This is a genomic window from Acinetobacter kanungonis, from assembly GCF_009939195.1.
Classification (GTDB): Bacteria; Pseudomonadota; Gammaproteobacteria; order Pseudomonadales; family Moraxellaceae; genus Acinetobacter; species Acinetobacter kanungonis.
Map to the genome: position 1 here is coordinate 126,947 of NZ_JAACKC010000001.1, position 20,546 is coordinate 147,492.

The following is a 20,546-nucleotide window of genomic DNA, read 5'->3' on the forward strand; positions in this document are numbered from 1 at the left end:
AATGTAATGGTTAATGGTTAGCAACGCAACGTACGGAGTTTTTTTGGTTTAGATCTAAGTTATATTTTTTTACAAGCTCTGATTTAGCTTTTTCAGGATCTTCAATAGGATGCATAGAGTGTCTTTGCATAGTTTTTCCACCAAATACTCGTAATGATTGACCATCACTTGGTGGAAAACTTCGTACTACCTTTAAAGTTCCTGAGGTTGGACCTTGAGGATTTTTCTCTGGAGATTTACTGTAATATTCAGGATCATACCAATCTAGCATCCATTCATAGTTATCAGTAACCATGTCATAAAAGCCTAAAGGAGTTGGTGGATATTTTTGCAGTTCAGATATATTTTTATAAACTTTAAATTTATCTTGGGACTGTTGTCTTTGTTCAAAACTCCATACATTACGCCCATTATCAATCTTGCCATTATCGGTCGCATAAAGAATATATTGCCCCCGATTACGTGCTGCATATTCCCATTGAGCCTCTGTGGGTAAGTCCATCTTTAAATTGAGTTGCGTACCAAGCCATTGACAATAATCACGAGCTTGTTGCCAATTAATACCTGCTGCTGCTGTAGGAACTCTTTGTTCAATCGAGTATTCATCAAAATTCCCGACGGCTTTTTGCCCTGTAACTTCTGTATAAATATCAAAATCTGCATAGGTGGCTTTGGTTGCACTTAAATAAAAATCGTCTAGCGTGACTTTATGTAAGGGTTTACTATCCCCATCACCATCATATGGAAGTCCATCGATACTATGTTCAAGACCAAAATCCCCCATTTTATAGGTACCACCTTTTACAAAAATCAGGTTCTTTTTTGTCTTGTCGAGCAGTTGTTGTAATCGCTTTTGTTGTTCAGGAGATAAGTCATTTTTCGTGGTTGGACTTAAAGCTTTCTGATTTGCACTGGAAGTTGGTTTGGCACAAGCAGCTAATGAGATACTTGAGAGTAGAATGATTGCAAGCTTATGTTTAATCATCATTTTTAAAATTATAAAGTTAAAATACAGTGCGGATTTTAAGGTAGTTTGTTGGTATTGAAAAGAAACAATGTGTAAAACCAACCGTGTATCATGCATAGCATGTTACACGGCTAATGATTAAGGATTTGCAGCACAACGTACTGAGTTATTTAAATTAAAATCGAAATAATATTTTTGGTCTTTAGAGTCTTTTACTAATTCCGGATCCGCTACAGGATCAATTGCATGGCGTTGCATAGTTTTGCCATTGAATACTTTTAACGATTGTACATCCGACGGAAGCATACTCCGTACAACTTTTAAAGTTCCTGTTTTTGGACCCTGAGGGGTTTTCTCTGGAGATTTACTGTAATATTCAGGATCATACCAGTCGAGCATCCATTCAAGATTATCTGTTACTATGTCATAAAAACCTAAAGGGGTTGCTGGATATTTTTGCAGTTCAGATATATTTTTATAAACTTTAAATTTATCTTGGGACTGTTGTCTCTGCTCAAAGCTCCACACATTACGTCCATTATCAATTTTTCCATTATCAGTTGCATAAAGAATATTTTGTCCCCGATTCCGCGCTGCATATTCCCATTGTGCTTCTGTAGGTAAGTCCATTTTTAAATTGAGTTGCGTACCAAGCCATTGGCAATAATTTCGAGCTTGTTGCCAATTTATACCTGCTGCAGAAGTTGGAATACGATATTTTTGCGTGATCTCATTAAAATCACCGACGGCTTTTTGTCCTGTAACCTCTGTATAAATATCAAAATCTGCATAGGTGGTTTTGGTGGCGCTTAAATAAAAGTCATCAAGGGTGACTTTGTGTAAGGGTTTGCTATCCCCATCACCATCATATGGAAGTCCATCGATACTATGTTCAGGACCAAAATCCCCCATTTTATAGGTACCACCTTTTACAAAAATCAGGTTTTTCTTGGTCTTCTCGAGCAGTTGTTGTAATCGCTTTTGTTGTTCAGGAGATAGGTCATTTTTCGTGATTGGACTTGAAGCTTTCTGATTTGCATTTGAAGTGGGTTTGGCACAAGCAGCTAATGAGGTAATTGAGAGCAGAATGATTGCAAGTTTATGTTTAATCATCATTTTTAAAATTATAAAGTTAAAATACAGCGCGGATTTTAAGTTAGTTCGCGAATGTTGAGTAGAAATATTGTGTTAAAATCAACATTATGCATTATTGAAAATCTTAAAAGGAAAAGATCCCTATCCAGAGGATTAATTTGAAAAGAAATGATAAAAATCGAAGGTCGTATAATAAATCTTCAGATTGAAGATTCTAAAATCCATCCATTTAAAAACATCGAAAATCAAGCTGCGGGCACTGCAATGATAGGAGCTTTAACTGCAAGTAGTAGCGCAGCAACTAATGCACCAATTTTGTTAATGGCAGCAAGTGGATAAGATGCTAAATCCTTTACTTGTGAAGTTGGTGATTATAGTGTGATTGGTCAGTTTACAACAGTACAATTTAAGAATGGCGATGAACTGGTTTGGGATAATTTGAACAGACTTGTTCGTACTGATCTGAACGGACAGATTACTGAATATGGTTATGATGCATTCGGACGACGGCTTTACAAGAAATCATCCCATGAACTCATATTGTTTGGTTGGGATGAAGACTTAATGATTTGGGAGTCTGTGCAATATCAAGATACTGAACAGAACTATACCAAGCACTATGTGTACGGACCGAATAGTTTTATACCGCTATTTCAAACGGGTTACAGAAGTTTTATACAGTTAATTGAATGAACTGTACCGGATTTGTCGGAGACCAACTTTCTTGAGAGAATGTTCCGATGAAAAAATCAAACTATACCCCTGAAATCAAAGAAAGAGCAGTTCAACTTGTTATTGAATCCGAAAGGGATTATCCATCGAATTGGGCTGCAATCACTGCTACTGCTCCCAAGATAGGTTGTACCCCTGAAACACTGCGTGTTTGGCATCAAAAATATTTGGATCAACAAAATCCAGTTAAAGTACAGCAGCTTTCAGACCAAGAACGTATCAAACAACTCGAACGTGAAAATAAAGAACTGCAACGCGCCAATGAGATTCTACGTAAAGCAGCCGCTTTTTTCGCCCAGGCGGAGCTCGACCGCCCACACAAATAATGGTGGATTTTATCCATAATAATAAAGAGCTGTACGGAGTCGAGGCGATTTGTAGAATTTTACCGATTGCACCATCGACCTATTACCGACAGCTGGAGCTTACCGAGAATCCAGAAAAGCGTTCAAAACGAGATTTTCATGATTAGCATCATGCTGAACCAATTAAACGAATTTGGAAAGAACGTTTGGGCCGATATGGCGCACGTAAAGTCTGGCAACAATTGAAACGTGAAGGCTATGTGATTGCACGTTGTACAGTGGTTCGATTGATGCAAAAGCTAGGTCTGCAAGGTGTTTGGCGAGGCAAGAATAAACAAACGACCCGTAGCCGAGATGATCAGAAAAGAGCAGATGACTTAGTGAAACGCAATTTTAGTGCTGATCAGCCTGACCAGCTGTGGGTTGCTGACTTCACTTATATTCAAACTCATTCAGGCTGGGTCTATACCGCCTTTATTATTGATGTGTTCTCACGAGCCATTGTTGGATGGAAAGTATCTACACGAATGAATACAGATATGGTGCTCGATGCATTGGAGCAGGCATTGCATGATCGAGGCATGCCAAAGAATGTGATTCATCATTCCGATAGAGGTGTGCAATATCTTTCCATTCGCTATACTAATCGTTTAGAAGCCGCAAATTTACGAGCATCAGTCGGTACAACTGGTGATTCATACGATAATGCTTTGGCTGAAACGGTGAATGGCTTATACAAAACAGAGGTGATTGAATATCTAAAAGCAGATTGGCAAGGTTTGGTAGATGTAGAACTTGCGACATTAAACTGGGTGGATTGGTTCAATAAAAAGCATGTATATAGTGCTCTAGGTTATGTATCACCATTTGAGTTTGAAGCAATGTACTATGATAAAATTAATCTGTTAGGTCAGGTAGCCTAACTAAAATAAAAAGTCTCAGACAAACCCGGTACGGTTCAGAAACACCAAACTATTCTAAATTCCAAACAGAAGCTTATTCTATTTATAAAGATCCGGTTTGGCGTGATGATTCAAGACGTAATAGAGCTGAATTGGAGCGAGTCAGCTTTTATCATTGTGACCAGATAGGTACAGCACAAACATTGAGTAATGCAGCAGGTGAATGTGTCTGGGAAATTACGCAGGATACGTGGGGTACTGCACTCGAGATTCAAATATTTAATAAAGACAATCCATTTGAGCAGAGTAATCTCAGATTCCAAGGTTAGTATTATGATCATGAAACAGGACTGCATTATAACCGTTATCGTTATTATGAGCCGTATAGTGCAAGGTATATGAGTAAAGATCCGATTGGATTAGAAGGTGGATTAAATACTTCGGCGTATGTCAGTAACCCTACTCATTGGGTGGACCCAATGGGGCTGCAGCCAGTAGGTGGAAAAAAATCAGGATTAGGTCTAGGTATATTATTACCTAATACAATGTCTGCTTTTGCTAAAAAGGCTGAAGATGCGAGAACTTTAAGATCACTGGGTGCGATTAGAAATAATAACCTAAAAGCAGTGGCAGTGGCAGTGGCTGGTTATGGACCTTATGCTGTGGCAGGGACAGCAGCTACTGGGTCAGCTGTGGCTCCAGCAGTTGGAAGATTGGCAGCACCATATATGGATACTGGAGCACAATTAGAAGGTGCAGGCTTAACTGCTAAAACAGTAGGTATGGCTGCTGCAAAAAGTGCTGGAGTTTGAGGAGGAATAGATGCAAGTATACAAGCATGGCATTGTAAATGCATAAAGGATATTAATTATGTTCGTGTTGGTGGAGTTGCTGTAACAAGTGCTATTGCTAGTGGTTGGGGGGCCGGAACATCATCAGCAGCAGGTTTTGGGCAGTTGGGTGGACTTAGTCTGGCTTAAAACTTACCTAAAATGGGGCAATTTGTAAAAAGTAATGCTTCTGGTCTTGTTATTCGCAAATGAGCAAATGATTGGGCAAGCTGGTTCAAGAGCAGTTAAAGCTGCAACTAATAAAGATAAACCAAGTAAGAAATAAGGCGTAATGATGTTAACAATGCTAGTAGAAGTAATCATGAGTGTTTTTATAGCGAACTTTAAAGTATCAGAGCATCCTATTCTTAATATAGTTATTAGAGGCTTTTTAATTGCAATAGTAATATTTGTTTTGGGTATATTTTCTGATATTAAGAATAGCAAGGAAATTTTTTTTATATTTGGTTTATCTGTAAGTTTGATTGGTGGTTTTTGTATAAGTCTTTTTCTTTTTCTTATTGATAAGTTGTTTAGCTATTTTGATAAGAAATAGTAATGCTGACAATGCTAATTGAAGTGATCAAGAGTGTTTTTATAGCGAACTTTAAAGCAGTAGAGCATCCTATAATAAATGTAATAGTAGGTGGTCTTTGGGGAGGGGCAACAGCAAAAGCAGCCAGTGTAGAGTTTATTGGGGCTACTTAAGTTGTACAGGCTATAAAGAATGGGAGCTGGGGAGGTAAATATTTATGCTAACCAAGCTATTATGCAGCAGCTTGGTTCAAAAGTTGCTCATGGTGTAATTAATGGGAATGAAAAAAACAAAAAATTCATCTAATTACCAAGAGAAATTAACATGCTTACTGTAATTGCAGAAACTATCATTTCATTTTTTGTCTCAACCTATGAGTCAAAAAAATATCCTTATTTAACTTGTTTCGTTAAAGGCATGATTATTGGGTTATTTGCTTTTGTAACAACTAATGTAATTGATTTTATTAATAAAGATATGCTGCAGCTAAAGCAGCAAATCCTCTTTTTTTGTCTTTCGGTTGGTTTAGGAATAATTATGTTTTTATTTTTCTCATTTTTTACATGGCTTGAAAGAACAGATTTTAGCAAAAAATAAGAAAAAAGTATGTTAACGATCCTAGTAGAAGTAATCATGAGTGTTTTTATAGCGAATTTTAAAGCTTCGGAACATCCTATTGTTAATATTTTAGTCAGAGGGGCTTTGTTGCACAAAGCTGTTCGTAAGGTCTGATTCAGCAATATAATTTCTGAATGAAGAAGCCTACACCCAAAACCTACCGTACAACCAACTGGTCCATATACAATCGAGCTCTCATTAATCGTGGGAATGTTGCCATTTGGTTTGATACCACGACTCAATGGTATGCTCAACCAAAAAGTAAACACGGTCGAAATCAAACTTACTCGGATGCAGCCATCCAATGCTACCTCATGATTAAATTTCTATTCCGTTTGTCATTACGCATGGTCACAGGCTTTGTCCAAAGCCTGATTAAACTTTACGGATTAGATTGGACAGCTCCAGATTATTCAACTATTTGCAGGAGACAAAAGCATATTGATATTCAAATTAGCTATGAAAAGAGTTGCCATGGACTGCATCTACTCGTCGATTCCACGGGCTTGAAGTTTTTAGGTGATGGTGAATGGAAACGTAAAAAGCATCAGCCTGAATATCGTCGCCAATGGCGTAAACTGCATATAGGCATAGATGCTGAAACACTACAAATACGAGCTGTTCAGCTCACGACGAATAATGTCAGTGATTCACAGGTACTTGGTGATTTGCTTGATCAGATTCCACAAAATGAGCAGATTGACTCCGTATATACCGATGGCGCTTATGACACCAAGCAATGCCGTCAGGTCATTGCAGATCGGCAAGCACATGCAGTGATTCCACCCAGAAAAAATGCGAAGCCTTGGAAAGATAAAAAAGTTCATTCTCAGGAGCGAAATGAATTACTTCGAACAGTTACACGTTTAGGCAGGACATTATGGAAAAAATGGTCAGGCTATCATCGCCGAAGTTTGGTCGAAACCAAGATGTATTGCATTAAATTATTAGGCGATAAATTAATGGCAAGAAGCTTTCCTAGTCAGGTGAATGAAATTCATGCTCGCGTAGCAGTCCTCAATAGATTTACGGAATTAGGTCAGCCATATACCCAAGTTGTCACTTAAATTTTAGTAACTTAGGGTAACTCTGTCTTTAAAGGCTTTATGCAACAAAGCCAGACTAAGTTAAAGTGCGGGTTTAATTTTTATTTAAAAATGATATTGGAAAGATAAACGCTGATTTTAGGAACTGTATATATACTTTCGTGTGGATCAAATCAAAGAAAAAGCATCTGAAACGGGTGTTCGAAAAAGAAGCCCCATGCATCATCTCCACTCAAATACAAAATTAACAATTTAGCTTCAAGCAATTTCGGACCAATGATCTAGCAGTAACAACCAATTCAATAACAATCAATAAGCCGTATTGCAGAGCAATCCATTCTTCAAGCTGTCCGAAATCTGCGCCGTGCTCAATAAAGAGCAAGGAATATATAGCAATTGAACCTGAAATTTCCCTTAGCTCATAAGTTTCTGCTAGGCGTTTTGAACAAAACTCTCCTCAAAGGCAACCCGCTCATATATCAAATTACGCAATGATGAATCATCGCATTTGAAGTATTAACAACAGAGCAATATATGAATTTTGTTAAGGAGAGATCTATTCCAGTTCATCGAGTCTATGAGTTGGTCTGAATATTGCTTAACTGTAGATAATGGTGCGTTTTGTGAAGGTGATTTATTTTTTGAATCAATTTGGATCAAAAGTAGTACTAAACAAAGTCAAGCATGGAGAAAAAATGGAAATTTATACTCAACGATTAGAAGCAGTTACAGAAAATTGTGACTTTGATGTCATTGAGCTGACTTTCGATACGCGCCAAAAGAGCCGTTTTCGTGCAACTTTAAAAAATGGGATAGATATTGGTGCAGATTTGCCGCGCACAGGCATTTTACGCAGTGGGTCATATATTTCAACGGAGAGCGGAAATATTCTTAAAGTTGAAGCGAAACCAGAAAAACTGATGAAAGTTTCGGCTCAGCAAGAATTTGATTTATTAAAAGCGGCATATCATCTCGGCAATCGTCACGTTCCCTTAATGTTGACGCCAACAGCATTATATTTCGAACCAGATCATGTACTGGCTGAAATGGTAGTGGGTTTGGGATTAAACGTTGCAGAGGTAGATCATCCTTTTGAACCTGAAAGCGGTGCTTATGCACAACATCAACATGATCATCGCTTAAGCCCAATCAAGACTTTACATCATGTCCATCACTAATCCATCACAACTGCTCAGCCTGTTGACCTTGTCATCAACTGCGTTACCGATAGGAGCCTATTGCTATTCGCAAGGCGTGGAAAGTGCCATTGATCGAGGGCTGATTCATGATGAAGCCTCCAGCATTGCTTATTTTGAAGAGGTGCTGGAAATGCTCTTGGTTCGTTTTGAGTTGCCAGTGCTGAAACGTTTAATGCAATACAGTGATGACGAAGAAAATTTCACTTACTGGGCAAACTTTTACCGCGCCAGCCGTGAGAGTAAAGAGTTACTGGCGGAATCGAAGCAGTTGGCATTTTCTTTAAATGCATGGATTAGAGACGTATTAAAGCAACCCGTTAGAGTGAAAAAACAGCTGGGCTTTGTTCCAGTGTATGGAAGCCTGTGTGGCACCTTGAGGCTAAATCAATCCGAAGTACTTACAGCGTATACCTTTACCGTTTTAGAAAATCAGGTCTTGGCGGCAGTCAAAACCGTACCGCTTGGGCAGATGAGTGGTCAGCGTATTTTGTGGCATTTACATGCACTTATTCCCGCAGCAATTGCGCGTGCATTGGCGTTGCAAGACACTGAAATCAGTAGTGCCTTACCGCAATATGCCATGCTGAGTATGCACCACGAGACCCAATATTCAAGACTATTCAGATCATAATTTTAAGAGGAAAAAACATGTCACAACGTAGCCCATTACGTGTAGGAATTGGTGGACCAGTCGGGTCAGGTAAAACAGCGCTAACTTTGAATTTATGTCAGGCCTTGCGTGAAAAATATAATATGGCGGTCGTCACCAATGACATTTATACCAAAGAAGATTCAAACTTTTTAACCCGCAATGAAGCCATGTCTCCAGAGCGTATTGTGGGTGTCGAAACTGGCGGTTGCCCGCATACCGCTATTCGTGAAGATGCCTCTATTAACCTCGCAGCAATTGATGATTTATGCGAAAAGTTTGATGGGCTTGAGCTGATTATTATTGAAAGTGGTGGGGATAATTTGGCGGCAACGTTTAGTCCTGAGCTTTCAGATTTAACCCTATATGTGATTGATGTAGCGGGGGGGGAAAAGATTCCACGTAAAGGTGGTCCAGGCATTACCAAATCTGATTTGTTGATTATCAATAAAACCGACTTGGCACCGATGGTCGGCGCAAATTTAAGTGTGATGGACCAAGATGCTAAACGTATGCGTGGTGATAAGCCGTTCTTGTTTAGCAATATGAAAACCAAAGAAGGTCTGGAAATTATTATTTCGTTCATTGAAAAACAAGGTCTATTCAAAGCGTAATTCGGGGAAACACAATGACTTATTTAAAAAGAACTATCGCCACTTTCGCCGCAGCTTTTCCAATGTGGGCAATGGCACATCCCGGTCATGAACAACAGAATAGTTTTCTGACGGGCTTTATTCATCCCTTTACTGGAATTGATCACCTCACCATGGCAATCGCTTTTGGTGTGCTGCTGTGGTCAGCGGCTAATCGTTGGAAAGTAGGCGGATTGTTGGGTTTAGTTGTTGCCATGATTGCAGGTTTTAGCCTTGGACAGTTGCATATGGTTTCTACGAATATTGCTGAGTACGGCATTGTTTTCTCCTTATCTGTTCTTGCCATTGCCCTATGGACCAAAGCCAATCGACTGTTTGCAGTTGCGACCATGGTTTTAGCAAGTTTTCATGGCATGGCGCATGGTGCCGAATTGAGTCATTCAGGTCATGTGATCGGTTTAGTCTTCGGTATGGTTGTTGCTATGTCTTGCATCTACGCAGGTGGCTTGAGTTTAGGTGCTTTGGTACAAAAATATGTGCCACATGGTAAGAAAATTGTCGGTGGAATTGCCGCCGTTGTTGCATTGATTGGTTTGGCTTAATGATTTTCAGGTCGTTTTGATGTACAAGTTTAAGCACACCAGATTATTGGTATTCATCACGCAGAGGAAGCATGCAGGATTTAACTGTCAGTCGAACGCATGATGCTCAATTATGGTTTGCCAAGTTGGAACTCGGTTTTCAGGCTCAAAAAGAGCCTGAATGCACGGTGTTACATCACCGCAAACATTATGGTCCTGTGCGGGTACAAAAAATGCTTTGGCCTGAAAAAACAGGGGTTTGTCATGCCATTATTGTGCATCCACCTGCGGGTATTGCGGGTGGGGATCACCTGACTTTTGATATGTCTGTCGATGCGCAGGCACATGCCTTAGTGACCACCCCGGGCGCAGGTAAATGGTACAAAACCAATGGTAAAAAGGCTTATCAGCATATCAATATTAGTTTGAATGCTGATGCTATTTTTGAATGGTTGCCGCAAGAAACCATGCTGTTTAATGGTGCGAATGCGCATTCAGAAACCATCATCCATTTGGATCAGGCAGCCAGTTTTATTGGTTGGGACATGTTGGTGATTGGTCGCCAAGCACGTGAAGAGCAATTTAGTGATGGTGCCTATATCAACCAGTTCAAACTGTTCCGTAATCAGATTTTATTGGTGGCCGATACCTTAAGTTTTAAGGGAAATGACCGTTGGTTAAGTTCATGCCTAGGCATGCATGGCCAATCTGTGATGGGGAGTTTCTGGGCAGTTCCACCTACTCAATATCGTGCCAGTCTAGATTTAGAACAGCATCTGGATTTAATCCGTGAACTGATGATGCGTATGGATGTACCCGTCACCTTAACGGTTTTGGATGATGTGATTTGTGCACGCTTTTTGGGGAATGATGTTCGGCAATGTCATGATGCCTTTGCTGCCATCAGAGCTAGATTGAGACGCTATTGGTACGATCTGGATGAAGAATTTCCACGTATTTGGAGAACTTAAAGTCATTTTAGCCTGTAATTTCAAGACCAAATGACACAACGTAATTTTGGTCATGCACGGCTCATGAGCGAAGCATCTCCACGTTTAAATAGGTAAAAGATATGGAATTAAATCCAACAGAAAAAGACAAACTTTTAATTTTTACTGCGGGCTTGGTTGCAGAGCGCCGTAAAGCACGTGGTTTAAAGCTGAATTATCCTGAAGCGATTGCGTATATTTCTGCCGCCTTATTAGAAGGCGCACGTGATGGCATGAGCGTAAGCGAACTGATGCATTACGGCACGACTTTACTGAGTCGTCATGATGTGATGGATGGCATTGCAGAAATGATTGTTGAAGTCCAAGTTGAAGCAACCTTTCCAGATGGCTCAAAACTGGTGACCGTACATCAACCGATTATGTAAAGAACAATAAGGAATAAAGATGATTCCAGGTGAAGTAATTACGCCAGATCGCGATATTGAGTTAAATGTTGGACGTGAAACCCTAAAAATAACGGTTGCGAATGCTGGGGATCGACCGATTCAAATTGGTTCACATTTTCACTTTTATGAAGCCAATGATGCTTTGCAATTTGAGCGCGAGCGTGCCAAAGGCTACCGTTTGAATATTGCAGCGGGCACCGCAGTACGTTTTGAGCCAGGTCAGAGCCGAGATGTCGAATTGGTGGCATTAGCAGGAAAGCGTGAAGTGTATGGCTTTGCGGGTCGAGTGATGGGGAAACTTGACTAAGTCGGGCCATCAAAATCTTTTAAGAATTTAGAGTAATCTATGATGAAAATGTCACGTCGTGCATATGCGGAAATGTTCGGACCAACCGTAGGGGATCGTGTTCGCTTGGCGGATACGGAACTGTTTATTGAAGTCGAACAAGACCTGACCACTTATGGTGAAGAAGTTAAATTCGGTGGCGGTAAAGTCATTCGAGACGGCATGGGGCAGTCCCAATTATTGGCAGATGATGTTGCCGATACCGTCATTACCAATGCGCTCATTGTCGATTGGTGGGGCATTGTGAAAGCCGATGTCGGTTTAAAGAATGGGCGTATCTGGAAAATTGGCAAGGCAGGAAATCCTGATATACAGCCCAATATCACCATTCCGTTGGGAGCTGCCACGGAAGTAATTGCGGGGGAAGGTCAAATTCTCACCGCAGGTGGCATTGACACACATATTCACTGGATTTGCCCGCAACAGGTAGAAACTGCACTCATGTCAGGTACAACCACCATGATTGGTGGCGGAACAGGTCCAGCAGCGGGCACATCCGCAACCACGGTTACACCGGGACCATGGCATATTGCGACCATGTTGCAAGCCATCGATGATTTACCCATGAATATTGGGCTATTGGGCAAAGGAAATTTGAGTTTGCCTGATCCTATCCGTGAACAGATTGAAGCGGGCGTCGTGGGTTTAAAACTGCATGAAGATTGGGGTTCAACCCCTGCTGCCATCGATAATTGTTTAACAGTTGCCGATGAATACGATGTTCAGGTTGCCATTCATACCGATACTTTAAATGAAAGTGGCTTCTTGGAAGAAACGCTGGCGGCATTTAAGCAGCGTACCATTCATACCTATCATACCGAAGGTGCGGGTGGTGGGCATGCCCCTGATATTTTAAAAGCCATTGGTCAAGCCAATGTGTTGCCATCTTCAACCAATCCCACCCGACCTTATACCGTCAATACCATTGATGAGCATTTGGACATGCTGATGGTGTGTCATCATTTAGATCCTGCAATTTCAGAAGATGTTGCGTTTGCCGAAAGTCGAATTCGTCGTGAAACCATTGCCGCGGAAGATATTTTGCAAGATTTGGGCGCAATTTCCATGATGTCGTCCGATTCACAGGCAATGGGGCGTGTGGGCGAAGTGATTATTCGTACATGGCAAACGGCACATAAAATGAAAGTGCAGCGTGGACCGCTGGAAGGTGATACGCCACATACCGATAATCAACGGGTCAAACGTTATATTGCGAAATATACAATTAACCCTGCTATTACCCATGGTTTGAGTCATGAAGTCGGCTCGGTTGAAGAAGGTAAGCTGGCAGACTTGGTGCTGTGGAAACCTGCATTTTTTGGTGTTAAACCTGCCATGATTATTAAAGGCGGTATGATTGCAGCAGCGCCAATGGGTGATATTAATGCGTCCATTCCAACACCTCAGCCTGTGCATTACCGTCCCATGTTTGGCGCAAATGCGCGCGGTGTGCATAACACCTGCATTACCTTCTTGTCGCAGGCTGGAATTAATAATGGTGTAGCGGAAAAATTAGGTTTGAAAAAAATCATTTCTGCATGTAAAAACACGCGCAATATTTCTAAAGCCGATATGAAGCACAACTCCTATACACCAGTGATGGAAGTTGATCCAGAAATTTATGAAGTACGGGCAGATGGCGTGCATTTGACTTGTGAACCCGCAGAAGTATTGCCTATGGCACAGCGTTATTTCTTATTTTAAAAATATCGGATTGTATTAATGGTTTAAAAAAGCCCACCTACTTAGGTGGGCTTTTTATCATGCTTCTTTAACACAGGCTAATGAGGCATTGAAAGCAGGGGATTATTAGAAATGAACCACTGAGCGAATGGATTTGCCTTCAAGCATCAAATCAAATGCTTCATTAATTTTGTCTAAGCCCATGGTATGCGTTACGAAAGGTTCTAATTGAATATCACCTTTCATGGCATCTTCGACCATACCTGGAAGCTGAGAACGACCTTTTACGCCACCAAAAGCAGTTCCCATCCATTTACGACCAGTTACCAATTGGAACGGGCGGGTAGAGATTTCTTGACCTGCACCAGCAACACCAATAATCACGGACTGTCCCCAACCACGGTGCGCACATTCTAAAGCAGAACGCATAACATTCACGTTGCCAATACATTCAAAAGAATGATCAACACCCCAACCTGTCATTTCTACAATCACTTGTTGAATCGGCTTGTCAAAATCTTTTGGATTTAAGAAATCTGTTGCACCAAACTCTTCAGCCAATTTGAATTTATCAGGATTCATATCAACCACGATAATGCGACTTGCTTTTGCCTGACGCGCACCTTGTACAACGGCAAGACCAATACCACCTAAACCAAAGACAGCTACAGTATCGCCTTCCTGTACTTTAGCGGTGTTGTGGACTGCACCAATACCAGTTGTTACGCCACAACCAAGCAAACATACATGTTCAGGGTTTGCATCTGGATTAATTTTGGCTAAAGAAACCTCAGCAACTACCGTATATTCACTAAAGGTTGAACAGCCCATGTAGTGGTAAATCGGTTCGCCATTATAAGAAAAACGAGTCGTACCATCTGGCATAACCCCTTTACCTTGTGTTGCACGCACTGCGACACAAAGATTGGTTTTACCAGATTTACAGAATAAACATTCGCCACATTCCGCTGTATAAAGAGGAATTACGTGATCGCCAGGTTGAACACTGGTTACACCTTCACCCACTTCAACCACAATCCCAGCACCTTCATGACCTAGGACAGCAGGGAAAACACCTTCCGGATCATCACCCGATAAAGTAAAGGCGTCTGTATGGCAAACACCTGTGTGGGTAATTTTGACCAAAACTTCACCTTTTTTCGGTGGAGCCACGTCAATTTCGACAATTTGAAGGGGTTGTCCTGCTGCGAAGGCGACCGCTGCACGTGATTTCATATGTTTTTTCCTTATAGAACTATTTTAAATATGATTTGAGAATTTTGGCTATATCCACAAATTCATCTTTTCTTTCTTGCTCAGTTGAATCACCTGTGACAAGAGTATCTTTTAAATGAACTTCTAACATTTCATTCATTAAGCCATTGATTGCGCCACGCACAGAACAGATTTGTTGAAGTATGGCGCCACAATCTGCATTTTCTTCTAATGCATTTTCAATGGCTTGGGTTTGACCCTTAATGCGTCGAACACGCAGCAGGATCCTTTTTTTATCTTCAATTTGATTGGGCATAGGCATGTTCTTTTATGTTTTATAGCATAGTACCCTATAGTATGCTGGAGAGCAATAAAGCTAAACTTTGATCTTGTGAAAAGATGGATTTTTATACGGATTACTGGCGCAGAGATGCGGCGGATACACTTAAAAGTACGCAGAATACTGCGAGAAGCAGGCAGATTTATTTTAGATTGTTTTTAAATTATAGAAGGTGTATTTGAAACCTAGAGGAAAAGTATCGTAAAAGAATGAGAAATAATAATGGCACTAACGCTTTTAGGTGAATTTGATTAAATACATGATTTATAATATTTTATATTGAAAATTAAATCATGTTGAATATACACAAATCTAAATTTTCCATAATGTAATTCAACTCTTCAAAAGATAAAAAATCTAATCTTAAATCGATTTCATAAAAATATATCTCTCCTAGCTTGAACAGCTTTTTAGAGTGAAAAATTTCATTTTTGTATCCTAACATTTCAAATTTTAGCCCATCACTTTCAGGATTTCAACTTGAGGGCAGTGAGATTTTTTCGCGGACATGCCATCCAGACATCATAAGCATGCTGGTTAAATTTTGAGTGATTTTATACGAAAAAATACCCTTTCTTAGGAGTGGATAAAGTTGTGAATGGTGATGCAAGTCACATGTTTTGAACGGTGAGTCTGAGTCGCCATAGCACGTTGCAATCGAGTTTGCTCCCCAAAGAAGACTGAAAACCATGTCTTAAAAAAGTGCATGTGAAAAAAATATAGAAAAATCTAATTAAAAAAATACATGTTAAAAATGAGGTTTTAATTTTAATTAAAATTTTATATTATTGTTTTACAACTATTAAATAATAAAAAATATGATTTTGTACTGTTTTGTACCCATGATTGCACCAAAATAAAACCAGTAAATTATGTTTGACAATTCAAATAAATTGACGCATTTTTGTTGTATAAGAAAGACGCATCTAAGCGATAAAAGGTGTAGTAGTGAAAAATATTGTGTATGAAAAAATGGCTCTGGGTAGCGGTGCTCTCAGAGTAATGTTGAAGGATACAATCAACATAAAAGGATATAAAACTGTGGGTGGTAGTGCAGCGTTGCTGGATACACAACCTGCAAATGAACATGCCGATATTGTGAATCATATTTTAAAACATGATTGCCAGATTACGGGTAAAACCAATTTGCATGAGCTGGCTTTCGGTACTACAGGTATTAATCATTTTACAGGTACGGCGACCAATCCTAAATATCCTGAATTAATTCCGGGTGGTTCTTCCAGTGGTTCGGCTGCAGCCGTTGCAGCCAATTTGGTGGACTTTTCTGTTGGAACGGATACAGGTGGTTCAATCCGTATGCCAGCAGCCTGCTGCGGAATTTATGGATTAAAACCAACCTTTGGTCGTGTTAGTCGTCAAGGGGTTCTGCCAGAAAGTACGAGTTTGGATTGTGTTGGACCGTTTGCTGCAAGCCTGAATGCCTTGACGCAAGCCATGGCAATTATTGATCCGACTTTTCAATACGAGTTAGCTCAGAAAGATCAAATTCAATCCTTGCGACTGGCGGTGTTGGATGTCGAGGCAAAGCCTGAAATTTGGCAGACCGTAAACGCATTTTTAGCACAAGCGGGCTTTTCAAATCCTGCACGGGTCAAGTTGTCTTATTTTTCTGATGCTTACCGCGCAGGAATGCAGGTCATTAATTATGAAACTTGGCAAGCATTTGGTCATTTGGTTGCTTCGGGCAAAGTTGGACAGGATGTTGCAAACCGACTGCTCAATGCCGCTAAAACCACACTGGATGAAGTCGAATTAGCCAATCAGGTGCGTCAAAGCTTTACCCAAGAAATTGACCAATTACTGAATGAATATGATGTTTTGGTGCTACCGACACTGCCACAAACTCCACCTAAAGTCGCTGATGCTGAAGATACTACGGCATTTCTAAATATGACTGCGCTTATTCGCCCATTCAATTTATCGGGGCATCCTGCAATCACTCTGCCACTTGTAACTCAAGCGGGGCTACCGGCGGGTGTTCAATTGGTGGGGCAACATGGTGCTGATGAAAAACTGTGTGCGATTGCCGCTTATTTAATGGATTTAGTGCAATCAAAACAACAAGGAGAAAAAGAATGAATGGTCTATCTGCAATTAGCTTAAGCAATCAAGTGAATGATGAAGTCGAACTTGAAACCTTATGTCAGGAAATTCGTGAGCGAGCATTAACAGGTGAGTTTGATGATCAGGCTTATGTTTCACTCGATATTATCGAAAAGCTAAAAAAACTTGGAGTTTATCGTGCTTTGGTTCCTGCTCGTTTTGGCGGAGAGGAATGCTCGCCGCGTGAGTTTTGTGAGCTGATTGAAAAACTTTCTATGGCAGATGGGTCTGTGGGTTGGGTTGCAAGCTTTGGAATGAGTCCAGCTTATTTGGCAGGTCTACCAGAGTCTACACTGGCGCAGATTTACCAAGATAGCCCTGATGTGGTGTTTGCTGGCGGTATTTTCCCACCGCAACCTGCCGAAATTACACCTGAAGGATTGCGTGTTAAAGGTCGCTGGAAATTTTCAAGTGGTTGTATGGGTGCGGACATCATTGGTGTGGGGATTACACCAAGCCAAGGTAAGGAAACAAAGGGGTTGCCGCGTATGGCGGTCATTCCAGCCGATCAAGTTCAGATTGATATGACATGGGATACGGTTGGTCTAAAAGGTACGGGGAGCCATGATCTTTTGGTGAATGATGTGCTGGTGCGTGAAGACTGGACCTTTGTACGTGGTGAAGCATCCAAACTTCCTGAGCCATTTTTTAAATACCCATCGCTTTCTTTTGCGACGCAAGTGTTGACGGTGGTTGGTATTGGGGTTGCAGCAGCAGCCTTAGAAGAATTTAAGAAACTTGCACCGGGTAAAGCGTCTATTACGGGTGGCTCTGAAATTGCCAACCGACCTGTAACGCAATATGAATTTGCTCAAGCAGAAGCCGAATTTCTCTCTGCAAAAAACTGGTTCTACCAAACCATGGATGCAGTATGGGATGAGATTCAAAAAGGTCAACAACCGACAGTCGAACAAATTAGCCATGTGCGTTTAGCGTGTACGCATGCAGCGCGTGTTTCTGCTCGAGTTGCAAGAAAAATGCAGATGTTGGCAGGAATGACGGCAATTTATACCAACAACGTATTCAGCCGTTTTGTGAATGACACCAATGTAGTGACCCAGCATGCCTTTATGGGGGATGCAACCTTATTAAATGCAGGTTCTGTGAGTTTTGGTTTGCCGCCAACGCCAGGCTACTTATAAGTACATTTTATTATTTTTTATAGATTACAAAGAGGTGATTTTAAATGGAAGCTAAAAAATCTTTACGTGTCCTATTCTGCATGGGTATTAACCAGAATTTTTTTGATGCAACGCCAGAAGAAGCAAAAGCAGTTTGGGCGGCCTTTGGTGAGATGTGGAACGGTATTCATGATCTGCCAGGCGTACATGTTTTTGGCAATTTAGATGATGACCAAAGCATGGTTGGACCAAGCTCAGGTTGGCCGTGGACCACGTATCTTTTAGCGGATGTACCTAACATTGAAACTGTGCATGCAGCGTGCAATTTATTGCGTACAACCGTGGTTGGCGAAGGTCCATTTAAATTATGGAAATACTGCAAGATTGAAGCACGTGTTGGGCGTGAATTGATTATTCAGCGCTAAGTCGAAACGGGGCAGCACATATGGAGCAAATACTTTTTCGATTACAGCAGCTTGAAGCAGTGAATGCGGTACGTAATGTGCTGAATCGTTACATGGAAATCTGTGATGCACTGGATGCCCACACAGACATCAACGCATTGATGTCGTTGTTTGATGAGCAAGCAGTTTGGGAAGGTGTTGGCAAGCGATATCAGGCGTCATTTGGACGTTATGAGGGGCGAGCAGCCATTCAGGCCATGTTTGAAAGCTATACCCAAAAAGAGTCGCACTTTGTGATGAATGCGCATTTTGTGAATTCCGAGCAGATTGAGGTCAATGCAGATCACGCAGCGGGACGTTGGTTAATGCTACAGACCTCAAGCTTTCAAGATGGTCGAGCACATCTCAATGCTGCAAAGCTCTCCATCCAATTTAAACAACAAGCGGATGGTCAGTGGGCAATGAAGCATTTTCAAACGGAAAATATCTTTAGTCGCCCCATCTCTCATTGGGAAAGTGAAGCCATTTTGCCAGTACCGACAGCAAACAACGAAGCACAATAAATTTTAGAGTAAATAACTATGAACAGCTTAATTCCAATGACACAAGTCGACGTGGATTACGAAAGTCTTGTACAGCATGACCGCGCACATACCTCTTTATATAAAGATGAGCGCATCTTTGATGAAGAAATGGAAAAGATTTTCTATAGCACTTGGGTTTGGGTGGCACATGCCAGTGAAATTCCAGAAGCAGGTAGCTATAAAACCATGAATATTGGTAAACAACCTGTGGTTGCAGTGCGTGATCGTAAGAAAAAAGTACATGTACTGCTGAACCGTTGCCGCCACCGTGCTGCGACTGTATGTGAACATAAAAAAGGCAAAACCAACAGTTTTGTTTGTCCATACCACGGCTGGAGTTATGCACTTGATGGCACATTACGTGGCGTACCATCACCTGAAAGCTATGGCGAATGTTTAGATAAATCTGAATTGCCATTGGTCAGCTTACGTGTTGAAGAATATAACGGCATGATTTTCGCGTCATTCAACCATGATGTAGAGCCTTTAGAGCAATTCCTTGGACCTGCGAAAAAGTGGATTGATTTATTCATGAAGCAGGGTGCGGGTTATCCAGTCAAAGTCTTGGGTGAACACCGTTTTACCTTCCCGGGTAACTGGAAAATCCAGTTGGAAAACACAACGGATGCTTACCATTTCCCATTGGTGCATAAGTCATTCTTAAGTTCGGTGGATGAGAAAACCGAAGAATTATTTAACTTTGAAAATCAGCCTGGTTTTGTTGAAGACTTGGGCAATGGTCACAGTGTGATGGTGATGATTCCTGAACTGGTCGATTTAGATGAAGAGTTGATGGAACGTCCAATTCAGGAACGCTTTGAAGATTTAGCCCAAGCACTGCGTGACGAAGGGCATGCAGAACTTGAAGTGCGTCGTATTGTGCGTGCTGTGGGTGGCTCTGGTTTTAACTTGAACCTGTTCCCGAACATTGCCTGCTCAATGGCATTCTTCCGTGTGATGCAGCCAATTTCAGTTGATAAAACGGAAATTCACCATTCAGTCATTACCATGGATGGTGGTCCGCAAATCGCCAATCAATACCGTTTACGTTTGCATGAACATTTCCAAGGTCCGTTTGGCTTTGGTACGCCAGATGATGCTGAAGCATGGGAGCGTGTGCAAAAAGGCGCTGCGGCAGGTGAAGATCTTTGGATCATGTTGAACCGTGGTTTGCCGGGTGAAGTAAAAACTGAAGATGGTTTGAAAAGTGATGTGAGTGCTGAAACAGGGATGCGTGCAGCCTATCAGCAATGGAAAAAGTTGATGACGGCTTAAGGGGAA

21 protein-coding genes, 4 pseudogenes and 1 other annotated feature are annotated in these 20,546 nt (G+C 41.0%); of the genes and pseudogenes, 21 read left to right on the forward strand and 4 right to left on the reverse strand.

Annotated elements, in window-relative coordinates:
• Window positions 1-10 precede the first annotated feature (10 nt).
• A complete protein-coding gene (locus GWK51_RS00555; RefSeq protein ID WP_161932764.1) occupies window positions 11-1,000 on the reverse strand; it encodes a formylglycine-generating enzyme family protein in 990 nt (329 codons plus the stop codon).
• Window positions 1,001-1,105: 105 nt separating this feature from the next.
• Window positions 1,106-2,080 (reverse strand): formylglycine-generating enzyme family protein, encoded by a 975-nt coding sequence (locus GWK51_RS00560; RefSeq protein WP_216071653.1) that lies wholly within the window; start codon window positions 2,078-2,080, stop codon window positions 1,106-1,108.
• A gap of 150 nt (window positions 2,081-2,230) precedes the next feature.
• Between GWK51_RS00560 and GWK51_RS16420 the strand changes: the two are divergent.
• The 16 genes and pseudogenes from GWK51_RS16420 to ureC form a co-directional block, all read left to right on the forward strand.
• A pseudogene (locus GWK51_RS16420) lies at window positions 2,231-2,494 on the forward strand (putative type VI secretion system effector); the annotation flags it as partial.
• Window positions 2,483-2,752, forward strand: a pseudogene (locus GWK51_RS00565) (RHS repeat domain-containing protein); the annotation flags it as partial. The pseudogenes GWK51_RS16420 and GWK51_RS00565, both read left to right, overlap by 12 nt.
• 50 nt (window positions 2,753-2,802) lie before the next feature.
• Window positions 2,803-4,022 (forward strand): annotated as a pseudogene (locus GWK51_RS00570) (IS3 family transposase).
• Window positions 3,078-3,194 (forward strand) — a sequence feature (AL1L pseudoknot). Its footprint overlaps the pseudogene before it by 117 nt.
• 38 nt (window positions 4,023-4,060) lie before the next feature.
• Window positions 4,061-4,522 (forward strand): annotated as a pseudogene (locus tag GWK51_RS16495) (RHS repeat-associated core domain-containing protein); the annotation flags it as partial.
• A 613-nt stretch (window positions 4,523-5,135) separates the two neighbouring features.
• Window positions 5,136-5,387 (forward strand): hypothetical protein, encoded by a 252-nt coding sequence (locus GWK51_RS00580; RefSeq protein WP_328703722.1) that lies wholly within the window; start codon window positions 5,136-5,138, stop codon window positions 5,385-5,387.
• Between the two features lie 2 nt (window positions 5,388-5,389).
• Complete coding sequence (locus GWK51_RS16425) at window positions 5,390-5,539, forward strand: hypothetical protein (protein ID WP_171519119.1); 150 nt, start codon at window positions 5,390-5,392, stop codon at window positions 5,537-5,539.
• Window positions 5,540-5,690: 151 nt separating this feature from the next.
• Window positions 5,691-5,963 carry a hypothetical protein gene (locus GWK51_RS00585; protein ID WP_161932275.1) on the forward strand — a complete coding sequence of 91 codons (273 nt, stop codon included), beginning with the start codon at window positions 5,691-5,693 and terminating at the stop codon, window positions 5,961-5,963.
• Window positions 5,964-6,118: 155 nt separating this feature from the next.
• A complete protein-coding gene (locus GWK51_RS00590; RefSeq protein ID WP_161932276.1) occupies window positions 6,119-7,051 on the forward strand; it encodes an IS5 family transposase in 933 nt (310 codons plus the stop codon).
• Between the two features lie 674 nt (window positions 7,052-7,725).
• A complete protein-coding gene (gene ureE / locus GWK51_RS00595) occupies window positions 7,726-8,208 on the forward strand; it encodes an urease accessory protein UreE (protein ID WP_161932277.1) in 483 nt (160 codons plus the stop codon).
• Window positions 8,195-8,860: an urease accessory protein UreF gene (locus GWK51_RS00600; RefSeq protein ID WP_161932278.1), complete on the forward strand. Its 666-nt coding sequence runs from the start codon at window positions 8,195-8,197 to the stop codon at window positions 8,858-8,860. The genes ureE and GWK51_RS00600 overlap by 14 nt, the downstream gene beginning before the upstream one ends.
• Window positions 8,861-8,877: 17 nt before the next feature.
• Window positions 8,878-9,492, forward strand: a complete 615-nt coding sequence (gene ureG / locus GWK51_RS00605) for an urease accessory protein UreG (RefSeq protein WP_005100598.1) — start codon at window positions 8,878-8,880, stop codon at window positions 9,490-9,492.
• 14 nt (window positions 9,493-9,506) lie between these two features.
• On the forward strand, window positions 9,507-10,073 hold the full coding sequence (locus tag GWK51_RS00610; protein ID WP_161932279.1) for a HupE/UreJ family protein: 567 nt from the start codon (window positions 9,507-9,509) through the stop codon (window positions 10,071-10,073).
• 71 nt (window positions 10,074-10,144) lie between these two features.
• The gene (locus tag GWK51_RS00615; protein WP_161932280.1) at window positions 10,145-11,023 is read left to right on the forward strand and encodes an urease accessory protein UreD; all 879 of its coding nucleotides are present in this window, start codon (window positions 10,145-10,147) and stop codon (window positions 11,021-11,023) included.
• 101 nt (window positions 11,024-11,124) lie between these two features.
• A complete protein-coding gene (ureA, locus tag GWK51_RS00620; protein ID WP_161932281.1) occupies window positions 11,125-11,427 on the forward strand; it encodes an urease subunit gamma in 303 nt (100 codons plus the stop codon).
• Between the two features lie 19 nt (window positions 11,428-11,446).
• Window positions 11,447-11,755 carry an urease subunit beta gene (locus GWK51_RS00625; RefSeq protein ID WP_005244909.1) on the forward strand — a complete coding sequence of 103 codons (309 nt, stop codon included), beginning with the start codon at window positions 11,447-11,449 and terminating at the stop codon, window positions 11,753-11,755.
• Window positions 11,756-11,797: 42 nt separating this feature from the next.
• Window positions 11,798-13,498, forward strand: a complete 1,701-nt coding sequence (ureC, locus tag GWK51_RS00630) for an urease subunit alpha (protein WP_161932768.1) — start codon at window positions 11,798-11,800, stop codon at window positions 13,496-13,498.
• Window positions 13,499-13,603: 105 nt separating this feature from the next.
• Here ureC and GWK51_RS00635 read toward each other — a convergent pair whose 3' ends face one another.
• Window positions 13,604-14,713, reverse strand: a complete 1,110-nt coding sequence (locus GWK51_RS00635; protein WP_161932282.1) for an S-(hydroxymethyl)glutathione dehydrogenase/class III alcohol dehydrogenase — start codon at window positions 14,711-14,713, stop codon at window positions 13,604-13,606.
• Between the two features lie 19 nt (window positions 14,714-14,732).
• Window positions 14,733-15,008, reverse strand: a complete 276-nt coding sequence (locus GWK51_RS00640; RefSeq protein ID WP_142768511.1) for a metal/formaldehyde-sensitive transcriptional repressor — start codon at window positions 15,006-15,008, stop codon at window positions 14,733-14,735.
• A 1,026-nt stretch (window positions 15,009-16,034) separates the two neighbouring features.
• On the opposite strand from GWK51_RS00640, the gene GWK51_RS00645 reads away from it, so the two are divergent.
• Genes GWK51_RS00645 through GWK51_RS00665 form a run of 5 tightly spaced genes read left to right on the forward strand, consistent with a single transcriptional unit; the run spans window position 16,035 to window position 20,540 of the window.
• A complete protein-coding gene (locus tag GWK51_RS00645; RefSeq protein ID WP_235941028.1) occupies window positions 16,035-17,132 on the forward strand; it encodes an amidase in 1,098 nt (365 codons plus the stop codon).
• Complete coding sequence (locus GWK51_RS00650) at window positions 17,129-18,298, forward strand: acyl-CoA dehydrogenase family protein (RefSeq protein WP_142768512.1); 1,170 nt, start codon at window positions 17,129-17,131, stop codon at window positions 18,296-18,298. The genes GWK51_RS00645 and GWK51_RS00650 overlap by 4 nt, the downstream gene beginning before the upstream one ends.
• Window positions 18,299-18,342: 44 nt before the next feature.
• Window positions 18,343-18,702, forward strand: a complete 360-nt coding sequence (locus GWK51_RS00655; RefSeq protein ID WP_142768513.1) for an IacB protein — start codon at window positions 18,343-18,345, stop codon at window positions 18,700-18,702.
• Between the two features lie 20 nt (window positions 18,703-18,722).
• On the forward strand, window positions 18,723-19,244 hold the full coding sequence (locus GWK51_RS00660) for a nuclear transport factor 2 family protein (RefSeq protein WP_161932283.1): 522 nt from the start codon (window positions 18,723-18,725) through the stop codon (window positions 19,242-19,244).
• An 18-nt stretch (window positions 19,245-19,262) separates the two neighbouring features.
• Entirely contained in the window at window positions 19,263-20,540 is a 1,278-nt protein-coding gene (locus GWK51_RS00665) for an aromatic ring-hydroxylating oxygenase subunit alpha (RefSeq protein ID WP_032068775.1), read from the forward strand.
• Window positions 20,541-20,546 lie beyond the last annotated feature (6 nt).